This is a genomic window from Nostoc sp., assembly GCF_036917135.1.
Classification (GTDB): Bacteria; Cyanobacteriota; Cyanobacteriia; order Cyanobacteriales; family Nostocaceae; genus Nostoc.
Genome location: NZ_JBALEA010000053.1, coordinates 1 through 24,131, shown reverse-complemented (window position 1 = coordinate 24,131; position 24,131 = coordinate 1). Strand labels below are relative to the sequence as shown.

General features: G+C 42.1%; 23 protein-coding genes. 8 read left to right on the top strand and 15 right to left on the bottom strand.

Features of this window, described 5'->3' with window-relative positions:
• Positions 1-68 precede the first annotated feature (68 nt).
• From V7K50_RS15375 to V7K50_RS15335, 9 genes are all read right to left on the bottom strand, one after another.
• Positions 69-416 (bottom strand): carbohydrate porin, encoded by a 348-nt coding sequence (locus V7K50_RS15375; RefSeq protein ID WP_334961385.1) that lies wholly within the window; start codon positions 414-416, stop codon positions 69-71.
• A 33-nt stretch (positions 417-449) separates the two neighbouring features.
• Positions 450-1,388: a tellurite resistance TerB family protein gene (locus V7K50_RS15370; RefSeq protein WP_334961383.1), complete on the bottom strand. Its 939-nt coding sequence runs from the start codon at positions 1,386-1,388 to the stop codon at positions 450-452.
• 62 nt (positions 1,389-1,450) lie between these two features.
• Complete coding sequence (locus V7K50_RS15365; protein ID WP_334961382.1) at positions 1,451-2,389, bottom strand: tellurite resistance TerB family protein; 939 nt, start codon at positions 2,387-2,389, stop codon at positions 1,451-1,453.
• Between the two features lie 155 nt (positions 2,390-2,544).
• Positions 2,545-3,093, bottom strand: coding sequence for an EF-hand domain-containing protein (locus V7K50_RS15360; RefSeq protein WP_334961380.1), 549 nt, complete (start codon positions 3,091-3,093; stop codon positions 2,545-2,547).
• Between the two features lie 287 nt (positions 3,094-3,380).
• On the bottom strand, positions 3,381-3,911 hold the full coding sequence (locus V7K50_RS15355) for a hypothetical protein (protein WP_334961378.1): 531 nt from the start codon (positions 3,909-3,911) through the stop codon (positions 3,381-3,383).
• A 57-nt stretch (positions 3,912-3,968) separates the two neighbouring features.
• Entirely contained in the window at positions 3,969-4,886 is a 918-nt protein-coding gene (locus tag V7K50_RS15350; RefSeq protein ID WP_334961376.1) for a bestrophin family protein, read from the bottom strand.
• A gap of 136 nt (positions 4,887-5,022) precedes the next feature.
• Complete coding sequence (locus tag V7K50_RS15345; RefSeq protein WP_334961374.1) at positions 5,023-8,625, bottom strand: nitric oxide synthase oxygenase; 3,603 nt, start codon at positions 8,623-8,625, stop codon at positions 5,023-5,025.
• Between the two features lie 76 nt (positions 8,626-8,701).
• Positions 8,702-10,714 carry a histidine phosphatase family protein gene (locus V7K50_RS15340; RefSeq protein WP_334961372.1) on the bottom strand — a complete coding sequence of 671 codons (2,013 nt, stop codon included), beginning with the start codon at positions 10,712-10,714 and terminating at the stop codon, positions 8,702-8,704.
• 694 nt (positions 10,715-11,408) lie between these two features.
• Complete coding sequence (locus V7K50_RS15335) at positions 11,409-12,152, bottom strand: ferritin-like domain-containing protein (RefSeq protein WP_334961371.1); 744 nt, start codon at positions 12,150-12,152, stop codon at positions 11,409-11,411.
• A gap of 114 nt (positions 12,153-12,266) precedes the next feature.
• Between V7K50_RS15335 and V7K50_RS15330 the strand changes: the two genes are divergently transcribed.
• Positions 12,267-12,833, top strand: a complete 567-nt coding sequence (locus tag V7K50_RS15330; protein WP_334961369.1) for a thermonuclease family protein — start codon at positions 12,267-12,269, stop codon at positions 12,831-12,833.
• A 15-nt stretch (positions 12,834-12,848) separates the two neighbouring features.
• Here the strand turns inward: V7K50_RS15330 and V7K50_RS15325 are convergent, their stop codons facing one another.
• The 3 genes from V7K50_RS15325 to V7K50_RS15315 form a co-directional block, all read right to left on the bottom strand.
• Positions 12,849-13,730 carry a carbohydrate ABC transporter permease gene (locus V7K50_RS15325; RefSeq protein WP_334961367.1) on the bottom strand — a complete coding sequence of 294 codons (882 nt, stop codon included), beginning with the start codon at positions 13,728-13,730 and terminating at the stop codon, positions 12,849-12,851.
• Between the two features lie 207 nt (positions 13,731-13,937).
• Positions 13,938-14,147, bottom strand: coding sequence for a hypothetical protein (locus V7K50_RS15320; RefSeq protein ID WP_334961365.1), 210 nt, complete (start codon positions 14,145-14,147; stop codon positions 13,938-13,940).
• On the bottom strand, positions 14,137-14,352 hold the full coding sequence (locus V7K50_RS15315; RefSeq protein WP_334961364.1) for a hypothetical protein: 216 nt from the start codon (positions 14,350-14,352) through the stop codon (positions 14,137-14,139). The genes V7K50_RS15320 and V7K50_RS15315 overlap by 11 nt, the downstream gene beginning before the upstream one ends.
• 179 nt (positions 14,353-14,531) lie before the next feature.
• On the opposite strand from V7K50_RS15315, the gene V7K50_RS15310 reads away from it, so the two are divergent.
• Entirely contained in the window at positions 14,532-14,834 is a 303-nt protein-coding gene (locus tag V7K50_RS15310; protein ID WP_334961362.1) for a type II toxin-antitoxin system RelE/ParE family toxin, read from the top strand.
• 11 nt (positions 14,835-14,845) lie between these two features.
• Here V7K50_RS15310 and V7K50_RS15305 read toward each other — a convergent pair whose 3' ends face one another.
• A complete protein-coding gene (locus V7K50_RS15305; RefSeq protein WP_334961361.1) occupies positions 14,846-16,609 on the bottom strand; it encodes a formylglycine-generating enzyme family protein in 1,764 nt (587 codons plus the stop codon).
• Entirely contained in the window at positions 16,579-16,983 is a 405-nt protein-coding gene (locus V7K50_RS15300; protein WP_334961358.1) for a caspase family protein, read from the bottom strand. The genes V7K50_RS15305 and V7K50_RS15300 overlap by 31 nt, the downstream gene beginning before the upstream one ends.
• 331 nt (positions 16,984-17,314) lie before the next feature.
• Here V7K50_RS15300 and purN point away from each other — a divergent pair, with 331 nt between their 5' ends.
• The 6 genes from purN to V7K50_RS15270 all read left to right on the top strand — a co-directional run bounded on the left by purN (position 17,315) and on the right by V7K50_RS15270 (position 22,893).
• The gene (purN, locus tag V7K50_RS15295; RefSeq protein ID WP_334961356.1) at positions 17,315-17,962 is read left to right on the top strand and encodes a phosphoribosylglycinamide formyltransferase; all 648 of its coding nucleotides are present in this window, start codon (positions 17,315-17,317) and stop codon (positions 17,960-17,962) included.
• A 427-nt stretch (positions 17,963-18,389) separates the two neighbouring features.
• Positions 18,390-18,689 (top strand): hypothetical protein, encoded by a 300-nt coding sequence (locus tag V7K50_RS15290; RefSeq protein ID WP_334961354.1) that lies wholly within the window; start codon positions 18,390-18,392, stop codon positions 18,687-18,689.
• A gap of 165 nt (positions 18,690-18,854) precedes the next feature.
• Positions 18,855-20,144: a glucose-1-phosphate adenylyltransferase gene (locus V7K50_RS15285; RefSeq protein WP_334961352.1), complete on the top strand. Its 1,290-nt coding sequence runs from the start codon at positions 18,855-18,857 to the stop codon at positions 20,142-20,144.
• A gap of 41 nt (positions 20,145-20,185) precedes the next feature.
• Complete coding sequence (locus V7K50_RS15280; protein WP_334961350.1) at positions 20,186-20,734, top strand: AAA family ATPase; 549 nt, start codon at positions 20,186-20,188, stop codon at positions 20,732-20,734.
• A 120-nt stretch (positions 20,735-20,854) separates the two neighbouring features.
• Positions 20,855-21,865, top strand: a complete 1,011-nt coding sequence (locus V7K50_RS15275) for a DnaJ C-terminal domain-containing protein (protein ID WP_334961348.1) — start codon at positions 20,855-20,857, stop codon at positions 21,863-21,865.
• Between the two features lie 302 nt (positions 21,866-22,167).
• Positions 22,168-22,893 (top strand): hypothetical protein, encoded by a 726-nt coding sequence (locus tag V7K50_RS15270; protein WP_334961346.1) that lies wholly within the window; start codon positions 22,168-22,170, stop codon positions 22,891-22,893.
• Between the two features lie 19 nt (positions 22,894-22,912).
• Here V7K50_RS15270 and V7K50_RS15265 read toward each other — a convergent pair whose 3' ends face one another.
• Complete coding sequence (locus V7K50_RS15265) at positions 22,913-24,043, bottom strand: quinone-dependent dihydroorotate dehydrogenase (protein WP_334961344.1); 1,131 nt, start codon at positions 24,041-24,043, stop codon at positions 22,913-22,915.
• Positions 24,044-24,131: the final 88 nt, after the last annotated feature.

The following is a 24,131-nucleotide window of genomic DNA, read 5'->3' as shown; positions in this document are numbered from 1 at the left end:
GCATATAAATTTTCTTGATATTTTTTGGCTTATTTCTCTGATTAGACATTTGGATATATTGTATTTGGCTAAAAAGAAAAGACTGTTCTTAACGTCCCTGTCATAATAGTGCCGTTAGTATCCTGATTGGCAGCATTGGTAATCACTTGAATTAGAGGTGTCACCCGAATACGATCATTAAACGGGAGGTTATAAAATGCTTCAAAGTTAGTTTGAGTAGCGTTGCCAATATTACCTTCAATAAAGGGCTGACCTGCTGAAATACTTGCTAAAGCTCCCGGCTTCAATAAGTCTCGGAATGCAACACCCGCCATCCAGTATTGAGGATTGAGATCACCGAAGGTAGTGTTACTGTAATAACCGTAGCCATAACGACCAAAAACCGCCAACTTATTACTTAAACCTGCTTTAGACATTACATTCAAATATGACGATTAGACTTATCAAACTCAGGCTGCTGTAGTATTGTACTTATGTACTATGGTAAAAAAGCCTTGTTCTCGGTAATTTTCACTAAAAGCTTCTGCATAGGGAAGAGTCTGGAAAATTCCGGCAACATAAGCGCGATTGCCTAGTATGTATTCCTCTTTAGCGCTTGGCACAAGAGCCAGAAAACTTTCTTGCTGTTCTTGCTTCGGATGAATCATTACCCCGTATAAAGTCGTTTTTTGTTCACTGGCATAGTTAATGAGCATACCAGATATTTCCGCTCCGATTAATTCCTCTTCCTTGGTAATCTCCTCATCTATATTAATTAATGCCTGCACTACATCGCTAAGACTTTGAGCTTGTTCTTTTGACGGCTGGAGGGCTAAGTAAGCTATCACTTCATCACGAACTTTATTAAGTTTCTCAATACCCTTTTCTGGTGGAGGTTCATTGAAAAGATAGCTAGTATCAATATCCCAAGTATCGGCAAACATTTGGATATATTGCCGTTCTTTTTCGTTGAGTTCATCATCCAGCCACGCAACGCGATATAAAATGTTCAGCAATTCTTTTTTTCGCGATGGGTGGTTTAGAGCTTTGATTAAGTTAGTTGATTCATTTGCTTCTTGTTTGAAAGCTTTGATAAATTTCTGCCAAATTCCTTTATGCTGAGGGTCTTTCACCCAAAACCCAATGGCGACTAAAAATAAGAAAATATATAGAAAAAGCCTAATAAAGTTATCTAATGCTATCTTTATATCACCATGTACACTATAATATATAAGAAATGGTAAGGTAGTAAAAATAGCTAAAATTTGGGCAAATACTGAATTACTTTGCGCTACTGTAACTTCATGTTTGCGGTTCCACATCTTATTAATAGTTAAATAGGTAATAAGAGCAGTAATCGCTACTGATATTAAAAGTATTCCCTTCAAAATAGATTGCAAAACTTCCATATTTTTCTAAATTTTAGATAAAAGTGAACGAATGACCAAAAACTGTTAATTTTTCGGCTTCTTTATAAGCGGGCATTGTAAGTTTGTACTATCGTAAAGAAGCCTTGTTCTCGGTAATTTTCACTAAAAGCTTCTGCATAGGGAGCAGTCTGGAAAGTAGCAACGATGAAAGCAGGATTGCCTAATATATATTCCTCTTTAGCGCTTGGCACAAGAGCCAGAAGGCTTTCTTGCTCTTTTTGATTAGTAGGATGAATGATTACCCTGCATAAAGCCGTTTTTTCTTGACTGGCATAGTTAATGAGCATACCAGATATTTCCGCTCCGATTAATTCCTCTTCCTTGGTAACGCGCTCATCTATATTAATTAATGCCTGCACTACATCGCTGAGACTTTGAGCTTGTTCTTTTGACGGCTGGAGGGCTAAGTAAGCTATTACTTCCTCACGAACTTTATTAAGTTTCTCAATACCCTTTTCTGGTGGAGGTTCATTGAAAAGATAGCTAGTATCAATCTCCCAACTATCGGCAAACATTTGGATATATTCCCGTTCTTTTTCGTTGAGTTCATCATCCAGCCACGCAACGCGATATAAAATGTTCAGCAATTCTTTTTTTCGCGATGGGTGGTTTAGAGCTTTGATTAAGTTAGTTGATTCATTTGCTTCTTGTTTTAAAGCTTTAATAAATTTCTGCCAAATTCCTTTATGCTGACGGTCTTTTACCCAAAACCCAATCGACACTAAAAAGAAAACAATAAAGAAGATTAACCTAAGAAAATAAGTTAATGCCACCCGCCAATTATTTTGTAAAGTATAGTTAAGAACAAAAGGTAAGGAAACGGAGATCCACATAGCCATAGCAATTGGCGAAATGCTCTCCGCCACTAGTGGATCATGTTTGCGCGTCCACATTTTATTAATACATAGGTAAGAAAAAAGTGCGGTAGTTCCGACTGATATCAAAAGTAAAAATTTGAAAATTGATTCAAAAAGTTCCATAATTTACTGGCATTTAAGGGTAAATGTCGAATATTTGTTCTTTATTTTTTAGGTGGGGATTGCCTGGAGTGGAGATAGATATTGGCTGAGAACCTGATGAAATCAGGTTCTCAGCCAATTCCTCTCATCCTTGATCTGAATTTTTAAGTGTCAGCTTACTCGTAGGCACCAAAGAACAAGTTACCTGGCGCTTGTGGGTTGTCACTCAAGTAGAAATCAGCAACTAGATTCATGAGGTCATTTTTGCTGATTTTGCCATCCCCATCGAAATCAAGCTTGGAAAAAATTTCTGCGGCTAAACTATCATCACCAACTCCGTGAATTTTGTACATAATTTTATATTCTTCAAGACTCCATGTACCGTCCTTATCTATATCCTGAATATCGATAAACATGCTTGCTACTCTCAGCCAGAGAAAGTCACTTTTGGGATCGTTCAGTAACTTGTCTTGATAGGAAAGCCACTCATCTAAAGACACTTTATTATCTGCGTTTGTGTCTGCCTCTTTTGCAAGAACATCCCAGCGCTTACCATAAGTTGAGGAAATATATTGGTAGGTTTCTGAATCCTGCGTTATCTTGTAAGCTTCTGCATAACCATTGACAATTTTATCAAAGTCGGACTTTTCCAAAGACCCATTTTTATCTACGTCAAATGCATGAAAATAATAGGTCAATTTCTTCGTCTGAAGTTCAGTTAGCATGGATTACTCCTTGAAAAAATAATAGACTTAAACTAAAAATACCACAAACTTTTAAATTATATGTATCTTTTTATCACCTGTAATAAAAGTACAATTAGGAGGTCGCAGAGCGCGATATATGGCTACAACTATTGATATGACTGCGGTTCCTGCTGTAAAGTAAGTTTCAACCAATTTTGTGTTTTTCTTTTAACTCTTTTTTCAAGAAGTTAGCTTTACAAACAGCCATTAAATTAACTTTATTTGTTAATTTTATAGATAAGTAATTGTATTAATCTGCTAAAAATTCAATGGTCATCTTCATTCCTAAAAGTAGTACCTGCGCCACACTTTGCATACCGCCTAACGATCGCCTCGGTTGCTGCGATCATTGACCTATCTTGCTCCCAAATTTCCGACATGAAAAAGACAAGGATAGCTACGATATTTCTCTCTACTATAGGTATCCCAAAGCCAGCTTTAGCGCCAAAAGCTTTAGCAATTTGATTACGTAAAAAATAGGATTTGGATTCAGCAGAGACATCGGCAATCCACTCCGAAGTTTGACTTTCCCAAACTCGTCCAGGCAATCCTTCACCTAAACGCAAGATAAAGCTTTCACTACAATGCCAGAACTGCCCCCAGGCAACTTGCCGATTGTCCCTCACCCGTGAACTAACGTACCAAGCTGGATTTAGTTCCAAAATTGTGTCTGTTTTAGGAAGCCATACTTCGCCATACTCCCACTCTGTTTCTTCACAAACTTGTTTGAGAATACTTGTGAATATAGCAGAGATTGTTGATGTTTCAGTAGTCGTTATATCAATTGATTCAGTCATAGAATTATGGTTGAATAAAGGCAGCTATGCTGGAGAATTAATAGGAAGGAAAGATTGTTAGCTTACATGGGAATTGTGAAAAGCTGCGCTCGCATCTTCATCAGCAGCAATTAACTCCTCAATATCGTTATGTAGTTTGCGACAAAGACTATCTAAAGGAATGTCATTGGCATCGTAACCAAATGGGTTTTCAATCTCTAAGCCAATGGCTTCAATACCAAATAACACGAAAGCCACAACACCAACAACTGGTACTGTCCACCAATGTAAATCTTTCACCATTTGAAAAGGCAAGGCAAAACAATACAAAATCAATAAATGCCGTAAATGTATTGAATAAGCTTTAGGCATTGGTGCATTGAGAATGCGTTCGCAACGCGATAAACATTCAACTAATTGGTCGAGTAAACGGTTGAGGGCGGCAAATTGAATACTATCTATGTGTTGCTGGCTGTATTGTTGAGCTAAATATGCCCCAATCCATTGGGTGATTTTGAGTGGCATATTGCTGACATTTTTCAATTGCAAAGAATGTTCTGGAGCTAAAAGACATTTCAGGCGATCGTCTACTCCTTCTCGCCGCAAATGTTGTGTCATAGCAACAAAAAATGCTGCAATTAACCGCAGATGATAAGCTTTCTTTTCTTTATCTTCAAAACTTTTAACGATGATATTCATCCATATTTGCCGAGATAAATTACGACCTGTAAATATTGTCATCCCGCCAATCTGCCAACCTTCCCAAAATCTCTCATAGGCAGTGTTCGTGCGGAAAACTAACAGCAAGCCGAGTACAATCCCCGGAATCAATCCGGCTAAAGTCGGCTGACTTAATTTTGTGTATCCTCCTTTTTCATATATGAGCGTGATGATCAGAGCAATGATCATAGTTACTGCCACCTGATACTTAATATCCCAAATAACAGAACTTCTGAAATTCAGGACTAATTTAAACCAATTCTTGTCATAGCTCATAACGAACGCACCTATACCCAAAATATTTAGGACTTACGTATGAAAATTTAGAGAAAGAGAGGTGTATGGGTATGGGGTATAAAAGAAAATAAATCTTCCCTTATACCCTTACCCCCCTTAAACCCCTTTTGCCTGCTTAAGCCTGATGATGGAATGGACACTTAGCAGCAGCAGATTCTGTTTGCCAGGGGTCACGTTGATAGAAATAATTAGGTTTCAGAAGACGATTTTCAAACTCTACGTTATACACCGGAGTCGTGGAAGCTGATATTGGTGGAATCAGCCAAATGCGATCGCCATAAACATGACGACCACACTGTTTTTCCTCATCTAGAAACTGCATAAAGGAAGCGGTTAATGCGTGGTGATCAAGTATCCTGACACCATATTTTTTGTAGGAGTGCAGGACAGCCACATTTAGTTCTACTAAAGCTAAATCTTTCCACAGTGTCATTGTTTCGCTGCAATCTATGCCGATCTTTTCGGCAACAATTGGCAGCATGTTGTAGCGATCAATATCACTAAAGTTTCTTGCTCCAATTTCTGCACCCATGTAGAAGCCGTTAAATGGTGTAGGGTATTGAATACCGCCCATATCGAGCATCATATTACTAACCGCAGGCAAAGCAAACCACTTCAGTCCTAATTCCTCAAACCAGTCATAGCGGGGATGGGAAAGAGGAACTTCCATAACAATTTCTGGTGGAATTTCAAACCATTTCGGCTCTCGTTCTCCTATTTGGATAATTAACGGTAGTAGATCAAACCGGGTTCGAGATTCTTTAGTCCAACCAAATTTCAGTGCTTGCTCAGTCAACTCCACGTTGGCAGGATCGCCCAAAATTGAATTATCTGGTTGCCGATAACCTGCATAGCGCAGCATCAGACCGTTCCATAGCCGAATCTTCAGGTAAGGACTGAGGATGGTAATGCTTGATCGCAAATTGCCATTATTGGTGGCAAACTTAATGTGTTCCACCAGAGTTTGGAAAATCTCTTCCTCGGTTTGCAGATGTCGCATATCGCGGAGTTGCAAGCTTTGCCAAAAATTCCGTCCCAAGCAGCGGTTACTATTGCGCCAAGCTAGCTTTGTGCCGTATGCTAGTTCATCGTAAGTGTGTTCGTAGGTTCCTGTCTGCTCAATGGCAGCTTTTACCTCTTGCCAGCGCGGCGTGAATACTTCCGCTAACCCTTGTTCTAAGTAACATTGCTTGAGAAATACTTCTGCTTCTTGCATCACCGAGGCGATCGGCTCAACATATATACTGTATTGCTCAATCGGGGTAATGCCTCCTGCTAGTTGAATTACCTGCCGGACGGGAGCTTTAGCTTTGCCCTCCTCATCCAACTTCGAGGAGAATAACTCTTGACGAATGGCAGTATCTTGCCAGTCTGACTGTCGCAAATAGTCTCGCATTGCATCCATGAAGGGCTGAGGACCGCACATGAAGGCAACTGTTCCCTCAACATAGGGATAGAGATTTTGTACTGCTGCCGCATCTAGCCTACTACCTGATCGCGTTGCTCGCAGGGTGAAGGTTAAATTCGGGTGAGCAGCAGTGAGTTCTTCTAATTCTGACTTCAAGACGAAATCTTCGTTATGAGGAGCCGACCAATCAAGGTGAAATGAACGAGTATCGCCGCGACGGGCAAGGGTTCGCATCATCGCGATCGCTGGGGTTACACCAATTCCTCCGGCAAAGAAGACAACGGGCTGTTCATCTTCTAAGACAAACTCACCGCGTGGTTGCGAAATACGGACTAAAGCTTCTGCATCGGCGCGATCGGATAACCACCGTGAAAATAATCCTAACTCCTCACGTTTAACTGTGATTTCATACTGCTCTGTTTGCTCGGCAGGTGAACTCAAAGTATAAGCGCGAGTCACCCAATTTCCATCAACCCGCCCTTGAATCAAAATATGTTGTCCTGGTTTAGAAGCAACGATTTGTTCATACACCGGACGAAACTGCAAGGACACCATCTTTCGTCCTAAGTCTTGTTTAACAATAAGTTCAGCAACCGCCAGACTTGCGGAACCCAGCATTTCTTCAATTAGGGGTTGGCAACTGCCACAAACCATTGTGACTTGGGTTTGTTCAACAATTCTTTCTAGCGTATCCAGACCTGTCTCGATCAGTTCCCGCACCTTACCACAGGTGGTCTTTGTGCAGTTGCAAACAATATCGCTATCCGAACCCAGCGTTATGGCTTCCTCAATTTGCAATTCTCCTAGTTCTCGGAACAAAGCAACCTGCCAACGTGGCAAAGGTTCATCTTGAAAAAATAATTGAATTGCCAACCGCCGCCCTGCCCAACGTCCTTTAACAGAAAGGCTAGCCAGCTTGCTGTCTCTTAATTTGAGGACTCGTTCACCGCCGTTTTCTGCTGTATAGCGTACCTCCTCAATCTTGCTGATATCCTCATCTGCCCAGCGCCATTCCAACAGTTCACCATCAAGGCTGCGCTGACCAATCAGCATTCTGTTATTAGCTTGCAGCAAACGGGTGATGAGTGCAGGTCTTCCTTCCAGCAATCCTTCGCTGACGGTAAGAATGCCTCGCCCTGGCAGAATGTAGACGTTGATCAATTCCAAAATATTTTGGCTAGCCCAATCTGTTAGAGAAGGATTGGGTAAATTCAGCCATTCGGTTACGGCTTGTCCCTGCTCTGGCAATCCATACTGATTCAATGTCTTGAGCCACTCTAAGCGGGACTGGGCTGCCTTATCGCTCATACCGCTTACCATCCAGTCGTGCAATGCTGCTCCTGCTGGCACGTCAAAGTAACGCACCTCAGTCGGCACCTTTGCCAAAATTTTGTTGAGATGTTCTTCTAAGCCCTGAATAAATTCCTCAAAATCAATTGTCCCACTGTTGTCTGTGTCTGCCTGTTGCAAAATTGTTTGGGCATCGTCGTGGCTGTATCCCAAATCCAACAGATAGGGAAACAGTTCTTCTGGATCAATCTGTCCACTTTGATCTAGGTCGATCGCCTGAAATCGTAGTTGAGCAAACTGCCGCGTATTCATAGTCTGCGTCAGTACATCCGATAGTCCTTTGGCAATATCCTGTCCGCTGAGTTGCGTCGCACCTGTCAAAAGTTCTGGCGGTTCGTGATTCAATTCACCCAGCGTCCATTTAGACAATGCCTGGGCAATTACCTCTGGTGCTAACCAAGGTAAACTGCTGTTGCCCAGTGGCAAAGATAGGGTGCGACGGAATTTTAATTCTTTCTTTTGCTCCAGCAAATCAGACAGTAAGGGTGCATGAGATAAAACCAAAGTCTCTAACCCAGAGTCACGCACAAGATTTGCAGCTTCAGTCAGGCGTAGATGCAGAGCGTCTTGTCGATAGACATCGCTTAGTTCACCTCCGGTAGGACAAGCAGGTGCAACCCACGCGAAACGGCGGACTCCTGCTTCTGTTGCCATCTCTAGCATTGAGCGCGTCAGCTGAGTAATATCCGACAAATCTGTGGGCATGATAAACACAAATGCAGTTTCAGCACCACGAAAATATTCTTGAACAATATCTGGAGAGACAGTGTTGATATTCACCCATTCAATGGCTGAATTTGTTGATGCTACAACACCAAAACGTTTTAATGCCCGAACTTTTGAAAACTCCAGATCCGTTAGCAAACTCATCAATTGTACAGCAGGTGCATACTGAGCATCAGATGTAAATACAACAAAGGTTGATGCGGATGTAGAAATAAGGGCTTTATCTGTCAGCATGAATTTAAAAATGTTGATAGATTAACCAAGGTTTTTGTCAAGACTAATTAAGATGCGATCGCCCTGCAAGAGCAAATTAAATTGTTACCGGGGATGCACCAGCAGAGACAACATTCAGGTTAGCAACTAACCCGTAGGTTGATACATACTCTTCTAACTCTTGCAAATCGACTGTGCCATTTTTATCGGCATCAAGAATATTGAAAAGATAATCAGTTACGTACCTCCTGACATCTTCAGAGCTACGTTCGCCTGTTGTCATATCTTCTATTCGACCTAAAAGCTCCATAATCTCGTCTCTATCAAGTGCATTGCTGCCATCTGTATCCAATTCCTGGAACAGTTTTCTCACATCTTCTGTTGCCATTCTCGAAGAACGCAGTGTTTCTCGCAATAATTCATTACCAAATGAATTCATAAACAATATCTGCTCAACGAGTGGTATGCAGAAGAATCCCAGTGCTGCCCAAAAAATTGCATATTTGATCGCGTCAGGATTTGCAGTTGCACTAACTCCGAGGAAAAGAGCAGCCCAAAGGAAAAAGTTGGGATTAACAAGCAGGATATAAGCATCCCTGGCTTCTGCCTTATTCAGCTTGTCTTTTGTAAACACTGAAGTTAATACGGCAAAGACGCGCATTAAGATAAAGACTAATGTTGCCACTGCCAGTTGTTGCAAACAAGCTAGCGATCGCGTTGCATCCGTTGAGAAAAATAAATCGCTGATAAATGTTGATGGTGTAAACTGAAACCCAGTTGCCAAAGCCATTAATGCGACAGCAAGCACTCCAATAAATTTCCAGTTCTTACTGTGGTGATTTGATTCAACAGGAGATTTGTCACGCCAAATTTGAGCGATCGCTCCCGGTATTGCCAAACCAACAATTAGAATGACACCGAAAAATATCAGGCTTGAACTGTTAATTGGTAATTGTTTTGCCAAGCCAAATGTCACAATCAGTGCAGCTGGAGCGATGATTGATAACGTCCTTGATAAGATAGCCGAGGGATAGAGATTACCGCCCCAGAGTACCGATAAAACTGGGGAAGTAAGGGCGGGTGGAACCATCCAAAAAAGCACCCACATAACTTTGTACAAATCTTCCGGATTTTGATACAAGATTCCAGAAAATATTAAAAGTAGCCCAACTACCCATCTCACCAACATCCAGGCGTAGACTATATACTTCACTGTTGAAGTTACTTTGCGTTTACTCGCGGCAAAGTCAATGTCCAGGTAAGTATAAAACGTTGAAGCCGCCAGACAGGCAACGATTAGCGCTCGAAATAGCTCTGAGGGAATTCCGACTGAGGAGGCGCTGATTGCCCTTACCAAGCATCCCAGTAAGAACGCAGCAGCATAGAGCAAAATTGCCCACATAATTGACAGATCGTTGATCTGTTTACGCACCGAAGCTGCACCGCCAGATTCCTTGTCACGAAACTTGATTAGCTCCTCACCACTGAGAGCTTTACCATTAGGGAGTTTCAAGTGTTCATAAGCAGTGGGTGGTAAATCGCTTAAATAAAGTGCTAAAGGCTCCAATACATATTGGTGGCATACTACTAAAACAGTTTCACCCCGTTCCAAGTGCGGTACAATCCGTTCGTCATAGAAAGAAGCAGCGCGTCCGTAAACTTGGGCAATCTTCTCGCCAGCCGGAGGTGCTTCGTTATGGGAATGCAACATTTCCTCAAAGCCTTCGTAGCCAAGGGCAAGACGAAGTAGATTTAGGTTACGACCTGCAAAAATGCCAAAGGATTTCTCGCTAATTCGATGGTCAATCTCAACAGAAATATCGGGCGACTTTAGCGCCTGACTTTCAGCGAGGGCGATTTCACAAGTTTGCCGCGCCCGTCTCATGTGAGAGACATATACAGCGTCAAACTTGATGCCTTTTTTCTTAATGTCAGCACCTGCACGACGTGCCTGTAACCTACCAAATGCAGTGAGGTCAACATCCAGTACTCCTGCAAAAATGTTGCGTTCGTTACTGGTGCTTTCACCATGCCGAATAAAGTAGGCACGTCCTGGATAATCATCCTTCTGTGCAACAGACGCGCTGGTAGAGTTATTAGTTTTTACCACAATTGTTAATAGTTTGAAGCCCGGCTATGTTAACTTTCTTCCATCACTCTCGCCAACTAAAAATAGAAGCTAACTTTTAAACCTCATATAGTAAGAAGGTTGAAGTTTTTATTTTCTAACACAATGCTATTAATCATGATTTTTTGGTCAAAAGCCTTGTATCTTAATAAGTTTGACTTTATTCTCTGGTAAGAGTGATTAAAGAGCGTTAGAGTACAATAGGGCTAATTCTCAAATTTATCAATGGTTTTTCCAGTTAATTTTTTCCAATTTTAGTAAAGATTTAATATTTTTTAAAAAATCGGTAAACCTTTATTAGTAAACGTTAGCGGGAATAAACAGATTATATTGCTGGCAGAATAACTGATCAAGTTAATAACCGTTTGTTAGGCATATCTATGAATTAGGGTGTAGCTAGGTTAACTTTTAAAATATTAAATTTAAATCCAATGTTTTGCGATCGCGCCTGTGGAATGTGGGTTGTAATAAGCTGTTGCGCCTTTAATTTGCACTAATATTTTTTCAAGATGATTGTAGGGTGGGCATCCTGCCCGCCCTGATAATGCAAGTTGTATACGTAACAGCTTAGAGGGGAAAAAAAGAGAATATCTAAATAAATTAAAAATAAAAACCCCTGGCTAACGAAAGTTAAAGCCAGGGGTATTTGATTATTAAATACTCAAGATATCTATAATTACGTAGCTACCAACTCAGAATCGATTTCCGACGGCGCACTATCTTGGACTAGCGATCGCGTTTCACCATTACGCTGGAGAATACCGCCAACCATTGCCAACACGGCGTTTACCTTGCGGGTTCGCCACATATCTACAAGTTTTTGCACTTGATTCGCAGACATCCGTCGCATCATCGCTTCATAGAGATAAGCAGCGTGTCCAGTTTCATCTTGGGCAATACAAAGCATTCCTAACTTCAAGTTACGAGTGGTTGACTCGTTATCAGGTAATACTTTCGCCATTCGCGCAAAGTCTTTGCTAGCATCTAACTCCAAAATATATGTGCTAGCCATAAACACATCCCAGTCAATAACAGCAGGTTTTAGCTGTTCTTGGGTATAGCCCTCAAAGAATGCTGCAAAAAATGGACTACGCTGTTGTGATTTATTTGTAGATGTAGTTTGAGGTTGACGCTTAAAATCTATAACTTGTTTATTCAATTGTTGTAAGGCGTGGGCAAAAATTTGACCATGCCTAGTTTCATCTGATGCGTGTTTTGCTAGTTTTTCGGCTAGCCATGTATCGCCCTCGGCTGCGGCGCGATCGCTAAGTGCAGATAAAAATGGCACAGAGCCAGATTCGGCAAAATAAAACCCTGCAAGGATGTTGGGGCGGGTTTTAGAATCACGAATTTGAGCAGCAGAGTAATAGGCAAAAGCACCTGAACCAGCTAGATGCAGAACGTGAGTCAAGAAGTTCATCAGAAATTCCCCCTGACAATTGGAAGGTTACAATTCTTATTATGTCAACAGTTAACAAATATATCTTGTCATTTTGCTAGTATCATCCCACAGAGGTAATGCAGGTGAGTTTGGATGGAGAAATTAACTAAACCAGTGCGATTTTGGCTTTCTGCAACTATCATAATTTGGGGTTTGATGGGCTGCGATCGCTTTGTCGGTACTTCTGGAGACGCGGTTGAGCGAGTGAGTGATGGGGATACTATAGTAGTTAAAGATACTAACGGTAAAAATTTCACCGTGCGCTTTGCTTGTGTAGATGCGCCAGAGATAGCTCATACTAACAAAGAAAAGCAGAGTAAACGCACTAGTGATCGCAATCAATTTACTTGGGGTGTAAAAGCCCAAGAACGGGTGCAACAACTGGTACAACAAGGAGGCGATCGCGTGACTTTGAATATCACAGATAGCGATCGCTATGGGCGTAAAATCGCCGAAGTCCGTTTAAAAAATGGCACTTTTGTACAACAAGTATTGTTGCAAGAAGGTTTAGCAAAAGTGTATCGTCCCTATTTAAATAAATGTCCTAGTAAAGACTTAGTTCAACAAGCCGAAACTGAAGCGAAGGAACAACGACTCGGCGTTTGGAGTGATACTAAATTTGTCAATCCTTGGGAATATCGCAGCCTATATAAGAAGTAGAAACTTGAAAAACCCCTACTCCTCTCCCCAAGTTTGCAATTGCAAATAAACTAGTACCAGCGTCACTGCTAGTAACACCGTCGCGGCGGCAGCTGCATAACCAAAATCAAATTGAGCAAAAGCCTCTTGGTAAATGTAGTAAACTAGCAAATTAGTCGAATTCAGTGGGCCACCGCCAGTCATCACATAAGCTTGCTCAAAACTCCGCAACGTAAAAATCGCGGTAGTGATGATTGTAAATATGACAGTCGGACGCAATCCAGGCAGAGTAATATACCAAAATTGTTGCCAAGCATTTGCTCCATCCAAATCTGCTGCTTCATAACGACTGGGAGGAATTGCTTGCAACCCTGCTAAAAAAACCACCATATTGAAACCCAGTTGTTTCCAAATGCTCATTAAAATAATTACCGGCATTGCCCAAAATGTATCTCCTAGCCAGGGTATGGGCGCAATGCCAAAAAAATCTAAAAGTCCATTAACTGGCCCTGATGTTTGAAACAGCCAGCGAAATCCCAAACCGGCTGCCACCAGTGAGATGATTGAAGGGAGAAAATAGGCACTCCGCAGGATGCCACGTAAGGGAATGGAGCGGTTTAATAACACTGCCAATCCCAAGGAGATAACTAAACTGGGAATAATGGTGGCAACACTAAAATAAAAGGTGTTACCCAGAACTTGCCAAAAATCAGGGTTAAGTAGCAAGCGCCAATAGTTTTTTAAGCCTATCCAATAAGTACCTTTTAAAGTGAAACTACCAGCAGTGAAACTGAGATAGAACAAATACGCGATCGGCCAAATGATAAAAACGCCCAGCAAAACTAGTGCTGGTGTGAGAAAAATCCAGGCTGCTACTGTATCATTATCCAACCACGACTTAGTATATTTTTTTTGCATCTATAATTAACCCTCTTGTTATGACCTTCCGCCCTGATTCTACCCTTAGCTTGGTTTATCTTAGTAAGCTAATCGGCGTTCAAGTTGCATAATCAGGGCGGGCAAGATGCCCACCCCACAAGATATTGAGAAAATTTTAATATGCAAATTAGATGTGTTTTAGCTTATTAGCGATCGCTTGGGTAAGCTTTTGGTTCATCCGATATTTCATTCCATGTCTTGATAGGCTTGAATTTTTTCATACAAAATATCAACATTATCTTGAGCAAATAGCTTTTCTTTTAGTTGTAAATAATCACCTTCATCTAATTTACAACCTGCCCAAAATCTCATCACCTTGGATGGCTCTAAATGTGTAAAAAGTACCTGCATTACTTCTTGGAAATTCTGCTGTTCGTTAATAACTTTAATTGTCATCTTCGATCTCAAAAATAAAATCAGTCGGGTTGATTGCTTTGAGTGTTAAACCTTGACAGCGATTGATTAATCTCTTATCACAAGTGATAAAATAATCACTTTGAGAAGCTTCGGCACAAGCAACGTGGAGAGCATCAATGGCTTTAATCCCTTGTTGTTCTAGTGGTCTGTCAAGTCTAAGGTTGTGGGTTTCGACTTCGCTCAACCCACAGATGAACGAGTGTTGAGCGAAGTCGAAACACGGTGTTCATGCACAAATTTGGTTCTGACAGACCACTAGTTGTTTTGCTCTCACTCTAATGTTTTCATCTAGTAATACTCTCAATGTAGCTAGTGACCACCGTAGGCATCGCTTATACTTTAATATGCTATTATTAGCATTACATGAGTGAAAAACAAGAAAAACCCCTCAAATGGATTGCAAGCGCTCTTGATGATTTAAAAGATTTCCCTGAAGATGTGCAAGATGTAATGGGTTATGCTCTGGATTTAGCACAACATGGTGAAAAGCATCCTGACGCAAAACCTTTGCATGGATTTACAGGCACTGGGGTTTTAGAAATTGTAGATGATTTTGAAGGAGATACATACAGGGCAATTTACACGTTTTTTAAAAAAATTAGATCGTTCCGCTTCGCTACACTCAAAAAGGGTAAAGGAAAGAAGGGTAGAGGGCAAAAGAGCTAAAGTGTAAAGGGCTACTGAAGAATCCTCCCGGCAGCGCACACAATACGAAAACCAAAAGTGTCGTAGTAGAGGTCGTCGCGCGTGAGGTTGTAGCGATACGCGGAACGGCAGTTACGAGGATCGTCGAACCAGGAACCGCCCCGCAGAATTTGCTCTAGATTATTACCTATCCATGCACTTCCATCACTAGGCGCTCCTTTATAGCTGTCATGCCAAGTATCTTGACACCACTCCCAGATATTCCCATGCATATCGTATAATCCAAAGGCGTTGGGTGGAAAACTTCCAACTTCTGTTGTTTCTTGACGAGATTTGCTCTTTGGTGCAGAAGCGTAGGTGTAATTCCCATTGTAGTTGGCTAACTCAGTTGTAATAGTCTCGCCGAAGTGAAATGGTGTCGTTGTTCCTGCACGACAGGCATATTCCCACTCTGCTTCACTAGGTAGGCGATATTTGCGCCCAGTCTTTTGACTCAGCTTTTTGCAAAATTCTACTGCATCATTCCAGGACACTTTCTCTACAGGACGTTTTGCTCCCTTGAAGTTGGACGGATTGCTACCCATTATTTGCTGGTACTGTTCCTGAGTCACTTCAAACTTGCCTATAAAAAAAGCAGGCACATTCACAGTGTGCTGTGGTTCTTCATTTTTTTCTCTTGCCTCTTCCCCTGATGGTGAACCCATCTTAAATGAACCAGCAAGAATCTCAACCATCTCCAGAGTTATGCCATTGCCTAAGTTCTCCTTGAAGAACTTAGCTTGCTTGTTAGAATCTCGTTTAATTACCTGTCCCTTTTCATCTACCGTTACCGTTTCAAACTCAATCGTCCACAACGGTAATCCAAATGCTTTAGACGCTCCTTCAGTAGGGGGAATATATTTAGGTTCCGCTACAGAAATAGTTATCGATTTGTTAGCAGGTTGATCAGTAGATTCAGGTGTCGGTGATTGACCCTTAAAAATTTCACTACCTACTACTGTTATCACTAAACCTACACTTCCAAAGCCAGCCCACTTCAAAAACTTTTGTCGGGTAATTCGCTCTGGAGCCGATTGAGTGGGTTGAGCAGGTCTTGGCTGCTGAATCGGAGGTTTAATCAATACTTGGCTTGCTAAAACTGTGGTTTCAATTGCAGTGATGTCCGTTTGTTTAAGTCCTAGAGTCCGTTGAAATTGCCTTAACCTCTGCCGAACATCATCACTATCAAGGGAATTTCCTGCTTTAATTGTTTTAATTAATTCCTGCTCATACTGCTGTAATTTTTGGCGATATTCTACTTCCTCTAGCTGCTGTTGTTTTTCTGCCTCTTGTTGCTGTCTGATTCTCTCTTGCTGTTTCCGGTATTCTGCTTCTGAAGATGATTGAATAATAATTGCTTCCAGTGCAGAAATATCCGCATCATTTAGTTCTAAAATTCGTTGAAATCGCTGTAGTTCTTCACGAGTGAGATCACTAGGAGGATATTCAAACTGAATTGACTCTTTAAACACCTGTTCATACTGTTGCAGCTTTTGCCGATGTTCCTCGATCGCAGCAATAATTGGATTTTCAATTGCAGCCACATCCTCAGCAGTCAGATTCAACCCTTGATGACGTTGCGTTAGTTGAGAGCGTTTGAAAGCACTGAGCGGATATTCTTGCTGAACACCTTCTGTAAACTCTTGCTCATATTGCCGCAAATTTGCTTGATACGTTTCAATCTCCGCATTAATCCGCCTCTCGATCGCTCCCACATCCCCTTCACTCAACCCCAACGTCTGCCACGTTTGCTGCAACTGCTTCCGCTCATGCGATCGTGAATAAAATTGGCGGACACCGACGTTGAGCGAATCAATTCGCCCTGCGGTGTCTTACTGGTGTTGCGAGTTGCCAAATATAGCCTACCGCGATCGTCTTTCATACCGTGTCCTGAAAAGTACAGTAGGAGCAAATCATCTTTGTGCCGACCGGAGAACAGCGTTTCGATCGCCATTTCTACAGCTTGTCGCTCAGGATTTTTTAGCAGTATAATATCTGACGCAGCAAATCCGCCCATCTCTGGATGCAGCAGCACCTCACACACTGCTTCCACATCTCTAACTGCACTGGGCAAAGGGTTCAGCCCTGGCTCATACTCACTGATTCCAACCAGCAACGCTACCTTTGCCATTTAACTTACCTATGCTGCAATTAAATCCTGTGCGGCTTTAATCTCTGTGTTGTTTCCTTCATACCAAGTTTTAGAATATCACCTATATCCATTGGATGAGTTTTGTTTAAATATTTACAGCAGAACTTAATCAGGCGTAGGCGTAGCGCGCACTTCGGCAAGCTCAGTGACCATCGTAGACATCGCAACATGGAAGGAGACATTGCTAAATCAAAGGATGAGATTTTACCTATTTATGTGATAAAAATCCCGGCTGCTGCTGTATCATTATCCAACCACGACTTAGTATATATTCTTGGCATCTATCTATAATTAACCCTTTTAGCTGTTTATGACCCTCCGCCCTGATTCTAACCTGAGCTTGGTTTCTCCCAGCATTAGCGATGTTTGCCAACAAGTCGCCCCTTTAAAACTGGGAATTATGGCTTCTGGGAATGGCAGCAATTTTGATGTAGTTGCCCAAGCTATCCAAGATGGGCAGCTAAATGCCCAAATTCAAGTTTTAATTTACAATAACCCCTTGGCGAAAGCAGCCGTAAGAGCAGCTAATAGAGGTGTAGAAGCTGTCTTATTAAATCACCGCAACTATCAAAGCCGAGAAGAGTTTGATCAGAAAATTGTGCAGACATTGCAGCACTACGATGTGGAATGGGTAATTTTGGCAGGTTGGATGCGATTGTTGACATCAGTTTTCATAGATGCCTTTCCTGAGAGGATTATTAATATCCATCCTAGTTTGTTACCTAGTTTCAAAGGAATCCATGCTGTAGAACAAGCTTTAGCATCTGGGGTAAAAATCACTGGTTGTACAGCGCATATAGCTTGTTTAGAAATGGACAGTGGCCCAATCTTGATGCAAGCCGCAGTACCAGTACTACCAGATGATACCGCAGAAACACTCCACGCCAGGATTCAAATTCAAGAACATCGGATTTTACCACTAGCGATCGCTCTTGCAGCTTCTTCCTCATCAACTTAGAAGAGGTTGAATATGGTGCGATCGCCAATCCCATGAAGAGGACTGAGTTAAAAGACTGCTCTGAAAGGTTTCAAAAAATGAAATGATCAAAGTAAGTGGATCGGCGTGAATAATTCAAGGTTTGCGAACACTACGAACTCATCTCCAGATTTTTTACATTACTTAATCTACTTTGATTTATTCTCGCCCACTTGTATCATGTCCGCTTGATTACTTATTAAACCCGAAGAACCCCAAAGAGCCAAAGCTAGGCTTTGTCTCCCCTCCCTGCTTGCGGGGAGTGGTTGGGGGTGGGGTGCAATGACTGTGGGAATCATAACTATTTATACGGACATGATATTACTTAGGATGCATAAATGGAGAAATTTTCGACATTGGTTGTAGGATAGACTAAAAATTGCCTAGCCTTTTTACCAAGAGATTACTGATGAATTATCAAAAGCTAGATGCTGCCCTTGCTACAGCAATAAATGCTCTTCAAAGCTTAGAGGAAGCTAGTTTGACGGTTTTTGTCCATACCGAACCATTCTTAAGCCCTGCTGCAATTGCTATTTTAGAAAGTTTGGGCGTCACTGATGTTACCAGTGGCAAAGATATATTTACGGCAACACTTTCACCAAATGCCATTTCCCAATTGTCAGACCAGCCTTGGGTGAAATCTTTGAAGCGATCGCAGCAATTGCGTTTGGTAAATCAGAGTAAAAATTTAGGTGGGTTCAGTGTTTGAGATGATTTATAAAAATCTTCTATCTTTCTACTTATCAGCCGCATATCTATATAATACCAGCATTCTGTAAAATTCATCCTAAAGAATCAGATGATCCCCCTTACCTCTGGTGGCAGACAGTCCTAAACTGAAGATGAGAGTTGAAAGGCAGTCGGGAGAAATTTTGTGAAAAAAGTTTTATCAATCATTCTTGGTGGTGGCGCGGGTACTCGACTTTACCCACTAACCAAACTCCGCGCTAAACCAGCAGTACCAGTGGCGGGTAAGTATCGGTTAATCGATATCCCTGTCAGTAACTGCATCAATTCCGAAATATTCAAAATCTACGTCCTGACACAATTTAACTCAGCTTCTCTAAATCGTCACATCGCCCGTACCTACAACTTTAGTGGCTTCAGCGAAGGCTTTGTGGAAGTTTTAGCCGCACAGCAAACGCCAGAAAACCCTAACTGGTTCCAAGGTACAGCCGATGCTGTGCGTCAATATCTGTGGCTGTTGGAAGAATGGGATGCAGATGAATATCTGATCCTCTCAGGAGATCACCTCTACCGCATGGATTACCGCCTGTTTATCCAGCGCCATAGAGAAACCAATGCTGATATTACTCTCTCAGTCATTCCCATTGATGAGCGCCGCGCCTCAGATTTTGGTTTAATGAAAATTGACAATTCCGGTAGGGTAATTGACTTTAGCGAAAAACCCAAAGGCGAAGCGTTAATCAAAATGCAAGTTGATACAAGCGTACTGGGATTAACAAAAGAACAAGCTAAATTACAGCCTTACATTGCCTCAATGGGGATTTATGTCTTTAAAAAAGAGGTATTGTTCAAGTTGTTGAGGGAATCTTTAGAACGGACGGATTTTGGTAAAGAAATTATTCCTGACGCTTCTAAGGATTACAACGTCCAAGCTTATCTATTTGATGACTACTGGGAAGATATTGGAACAATTGAAGCATTTTATCAAGCAAACTTAGCACTCACTCAGCAACCCCAGCCACCCTTTAGCTTCTACGATGAAGAAGCGCCAATTTATACCCGTCCTCGCTACTTACCTCCGACTAAACTTTTAGATTGCCACATCACAGAATCAATTATCGGCGAGGGTTGTATTCTGAAAAATTGCCGCATTCAACATTCAGTATTAGGAGTGCGATCGCGGATTGAATCTGGCTGCATCATCGAAGAATCTTTGCTCATGGGTGCAGATTTTTACCAAGCTTCTGTGGAACGCCAATGTAGCTTAGTAAAAGGTGACATTCCCGTAGGCATTGGTACTGACACGATCATTCGCGGTGCCATCATTGATAAAAATGCCCGCATCGGTCATGATGTCAAAATTATTAATAAAGATAATGTGCAAGAAGCTGACCGCGAAGGTCAAGGTTTCTACATCCGCAGTGGCATCGTTGTCGTCTTGAAAAATGCTGAAATTCCCGATGGAACCATCATTTAATAGTTATGAGTTATGAGTTATGAGTTATGAGTTATGAGTTAATGACTAAAAATTCTGATAACTCCTCACTCCTCACTTCTCACTCCTCACTTTTCTTACTGATTGGTCTTCCAGGTAGCGGTAAGTCAACTTTGGCAAAACAATTACTGGCAGAATGCCCCCAAATGCAGCTGATTTCTACAGATGCTATTCGGGGGCATTTGTTCGGTTCCCAATCGGTTCAGGGGTCGTGGCTGGTGATTTGGCAAGAAATTGAGCGGCAATTTCAGCAAGCTATTTCCACCGAAAATATAGCTATTTTCGACGCCACTAATGCCCAGCGCCGTAATCGTCGTGAGGTTATTGCCTTAGCTCGTGATTTGGACTTTACCCACATTAGGGGAATTTGGGTAGATACACCAGTTTGGCTGTGTTTGGCACGGAATAAAAGGCGATCGCGCCAGGTTCCAGAAGAAATTATTTTGCGGATGCACCGTCAACTCCGGGATGCCCCCCCAAGCCTGGAAGAGGGACTAGACAGCCTGATCCGCTTATCAGAAAAATCGGAGTACGGAAATTGCGATTGCTCGTTGAGCGAGAACCACACTTGATTTTCTATATTTTTTGTTAATTTAAAATCAGATTCTTTTTGTTTGGCACTATACCAGGCAAATTAAACATCTCTCATCTTAAAAAAAAACATAACGGGAATTTCTATAGGAGGCTGTTATATGGCTGCAACCGACTTCAAAGACTATTACGCTATTTTGGGAGTCAGTAAGACTGCCACTCCAGAGGAAATTAAACAAGCTTTTCGGAAACTAGCCCGCAAATATCACCCTGATGTCAATCCAAACAACAAACAGGCAGAAGCACGCTTCAAAGAAGTTAGTGAAGCCTACGAAGTTGTGTCAGATCCAGATAAACGCAAAAAGTACGACCAATTCGGTCAATATTGGAAACAAGCTGGTGAAGGTTTCCCATCCGGCGGTGTTGGTGTGGATACGGGTAACTTTGACTTCAGTCAATATGGCAATTTTGATGAGTTCATTAATGAGTTGCTAGGACGCTTTGGTGGTGCTACCCCTCGTGGTGGGGGGCGACAAAGTTACTCACAAAGTTACTCTTACCGCACTCCTGCAAGTTCGGCAAGTGGTTTTAGCGGCTTTAACGATTTTGGGTTTCAAGATGCAAGTACGGGTACTAACCAGGATAGTGAAGCTGCGATCGCTCTCAGTTTTGCTGAAGCATTTAATGGTGTGAAAAAGCGCTTCAGTTTAGGTAACGAAACAATAGATGTGATCATCCCATCTGGGGCTAAAACTGGTACTCGACTACGCGTGCGGGGCAAAGGTCAAATCAACCCCATGACTCAACAACGTGGCGATTTATACTTAAAAGTCGAACTCCAACCCCACTCGTTCTTCCAAATGGAAGGCGATAATCTGGTTTGCGAAGTGCCAATCACACCAGATGAAGCTGCCTTGGGAGCATCTATTGATGTACCCACACCCGATGGTTCAGTTAACGTCAAGCTACCAGCAGGAGTGCGTTCTGGTCAATCTCTACGTTTACGTGGGAAAGGTTGGCCCCTCGCCAAGGGTGGACGCGGCGATCAGTTGGTGAAGGTGGCGATCGTCCCACCAAAAGACCTCAGCCAACAAGAGCGGGAATATTATGAAAAAATCCGCGCTATACGTACTTATAATCCCCGCAGTCATTTGAACCAAGTCAGGCTGTGAATATTTGGGATTTTAGAGACGTGAAGCCGCACTTCGCGTCTTTAAATTAATTAGGTAACTCAAGTTACGGGTTATCAAAAACCTCTTATTTTCTCTAGGAAAAACTTTTGCGCGTAGTTTACCAACCTAGGCATCGCAGACCAACCTGAGATCAGTAGAACGATGATCAGCCGATAACACCTACTAAAGAAAGGTTTTGCCGGCAAATTTGCCAGAAGTTTGCCAAAATATACAAAAAAGTGTCCCAATTTTTGCCAAGATAGATAATATTATTTATTAAAATTCACTTGGCAAAAATCGGCATGAGTGAGAAACCCATAGAAGGTGACGGCAAGGCTTTTCTCGTTCTACTTTTGCCCATCTCGTTTTTGATTATTTTCCTAGTTGCCACTTGGAGAATTTTACTGGCACTAATTGTCCTGGTAATTGGCTTCAAGGTTTGGCAGGAATATCAATGGCAACAGTGGACTGTGCGAGTTAACCCAATTTTTCATCAGTTGGTTCGAGAAAATCAAGGCAGACTGACGCCAATGGACTTGGCAATCAAGGGCAATTTTCCCGGAACAACGGCAAAACGCTACTTGGATGGCAAAGCCTCAGAATTTGGTGCCAGTATAGTTAACTCCGAAGAGGCTGGGCAGTCTTATTACTTTATAACTGCCAGCATTCTGGGGAATATTCTTGATAGTAGTGAGCCTGTTAAAGAGCTTAATACTCAACCAGTTACTAAAACTGCGCGATCGCTCCTAGCACCACCACTAACTATACCGGAGGAACAACCAGAAACCGAATCACTCCCACAGCAGACACATGAAGAAGCTAAACGATCGCTGGAAAAACAGTTAATTTTTGGCTCTCTCATTCAATCTGAACTTGCCAAACGGCTAAGTGTCTATTCCAGTACCGTTTATAAACGGCGAAATGATCCAGAGTTTCCTGAGTGGAGTCGCAGCAAAGACCCTGATGGCATTGCCTGGTCATACTCGGAAAGAACTAAAGAGTTTTTCCCAGTGGAAGAAGAAGGTTAGATTCTGAATTCTTCTTTAATTACTTTTGATTTTTGAATTCCAAACCTACAGCTTCGTTGATGGAATTTAATCCGCTTTGTTCTAGCTGGGAAAGTAAACCTGCTAGAATTTTGCGTACCATCAGTGGTCCTTCATAAATCCAGCCTGTATAAACCTGGATCAAGCTAGCACCAGCAGTAATTTTTTCCCAAGCATCTTCAGCAGAAAAGATGCCACCAACGCCAATAATTGGGATTTGTCCTTGAGTTTGCTGCCAAATAAAACGAATTACCTCAGTGGAGCGATCGCGCAATGGTTCACCACTAATTCCGCCTGCTTCATCCTGGGGTGATTTGCCAGTTTGGTCAATTACCTGGGTTTTCAGCCCATCACGGCTGATGGTGGTGTTAGTGGCGATAATTCCCGCCAGTTGGTAGGTTTTAGCAAGGGTTATAATATCAGCGATCGCTGACCATGATAAATCTGGTGCGATCTTGACAAAAATTGGTTTCTGTGCAGTATTTTCTTGCTGTAATAAATTCAAGATAGCACCGAGCATCGAAGCATCTTGGAGCGATCGCAACCCCGGCGTATTGGGAGAAGAGACATTAACAACAAAATAGTCTGCCAAATCCTTGAGTAAGCGAAAACTATCGAGATAATCTTGTGCGGCTGCTTCTAGAGGAGTTACCTTAGATTTACCCAAATTTATCCCTATGGGTATTAAGTGAGTTGACTCCTCTTTTTCCTGTGCTAATCGTGCCGCCATTACTACTGCACCACTATTATTAAAGCCCATCCGATTGAGAGCAGCTTTATCCAACGGCAAGCGAAACAAACGAGGACGGGGATTTCCTGGCTGTGCGTGAAAAGTTACAGTTCCTAATTCTGCAAAGCCAAAACCCAGGCTAGGCCAAATACCGGCAGCAACTCCATCCTTATCGAAGCCAGCCGCTAACCCTATGGGATTTGGGAACTTTAGCCCAAACAAATTTTGTTCTAGCCGTGAATCGTATAGACATAAAGACTGGTTTAAGCGTTGGTTCACCCAACTAGAAGGGGTTTGCGATAGCCAATTAAAACTGCGAATCGTCTGCTGATGTAACCACTCCGGGTCTGTTTTTACCACATTGAACAAAAGCGGACTAATTGCAAATTTATAAATATCCATCTAAGCCTCCGGGGTACTCCCGCCACAGCGAAGCTTGGCGGTGAGGGGGATAGGAGGGCTGATTGAGTGGGGTTCAATACCCCCGAAA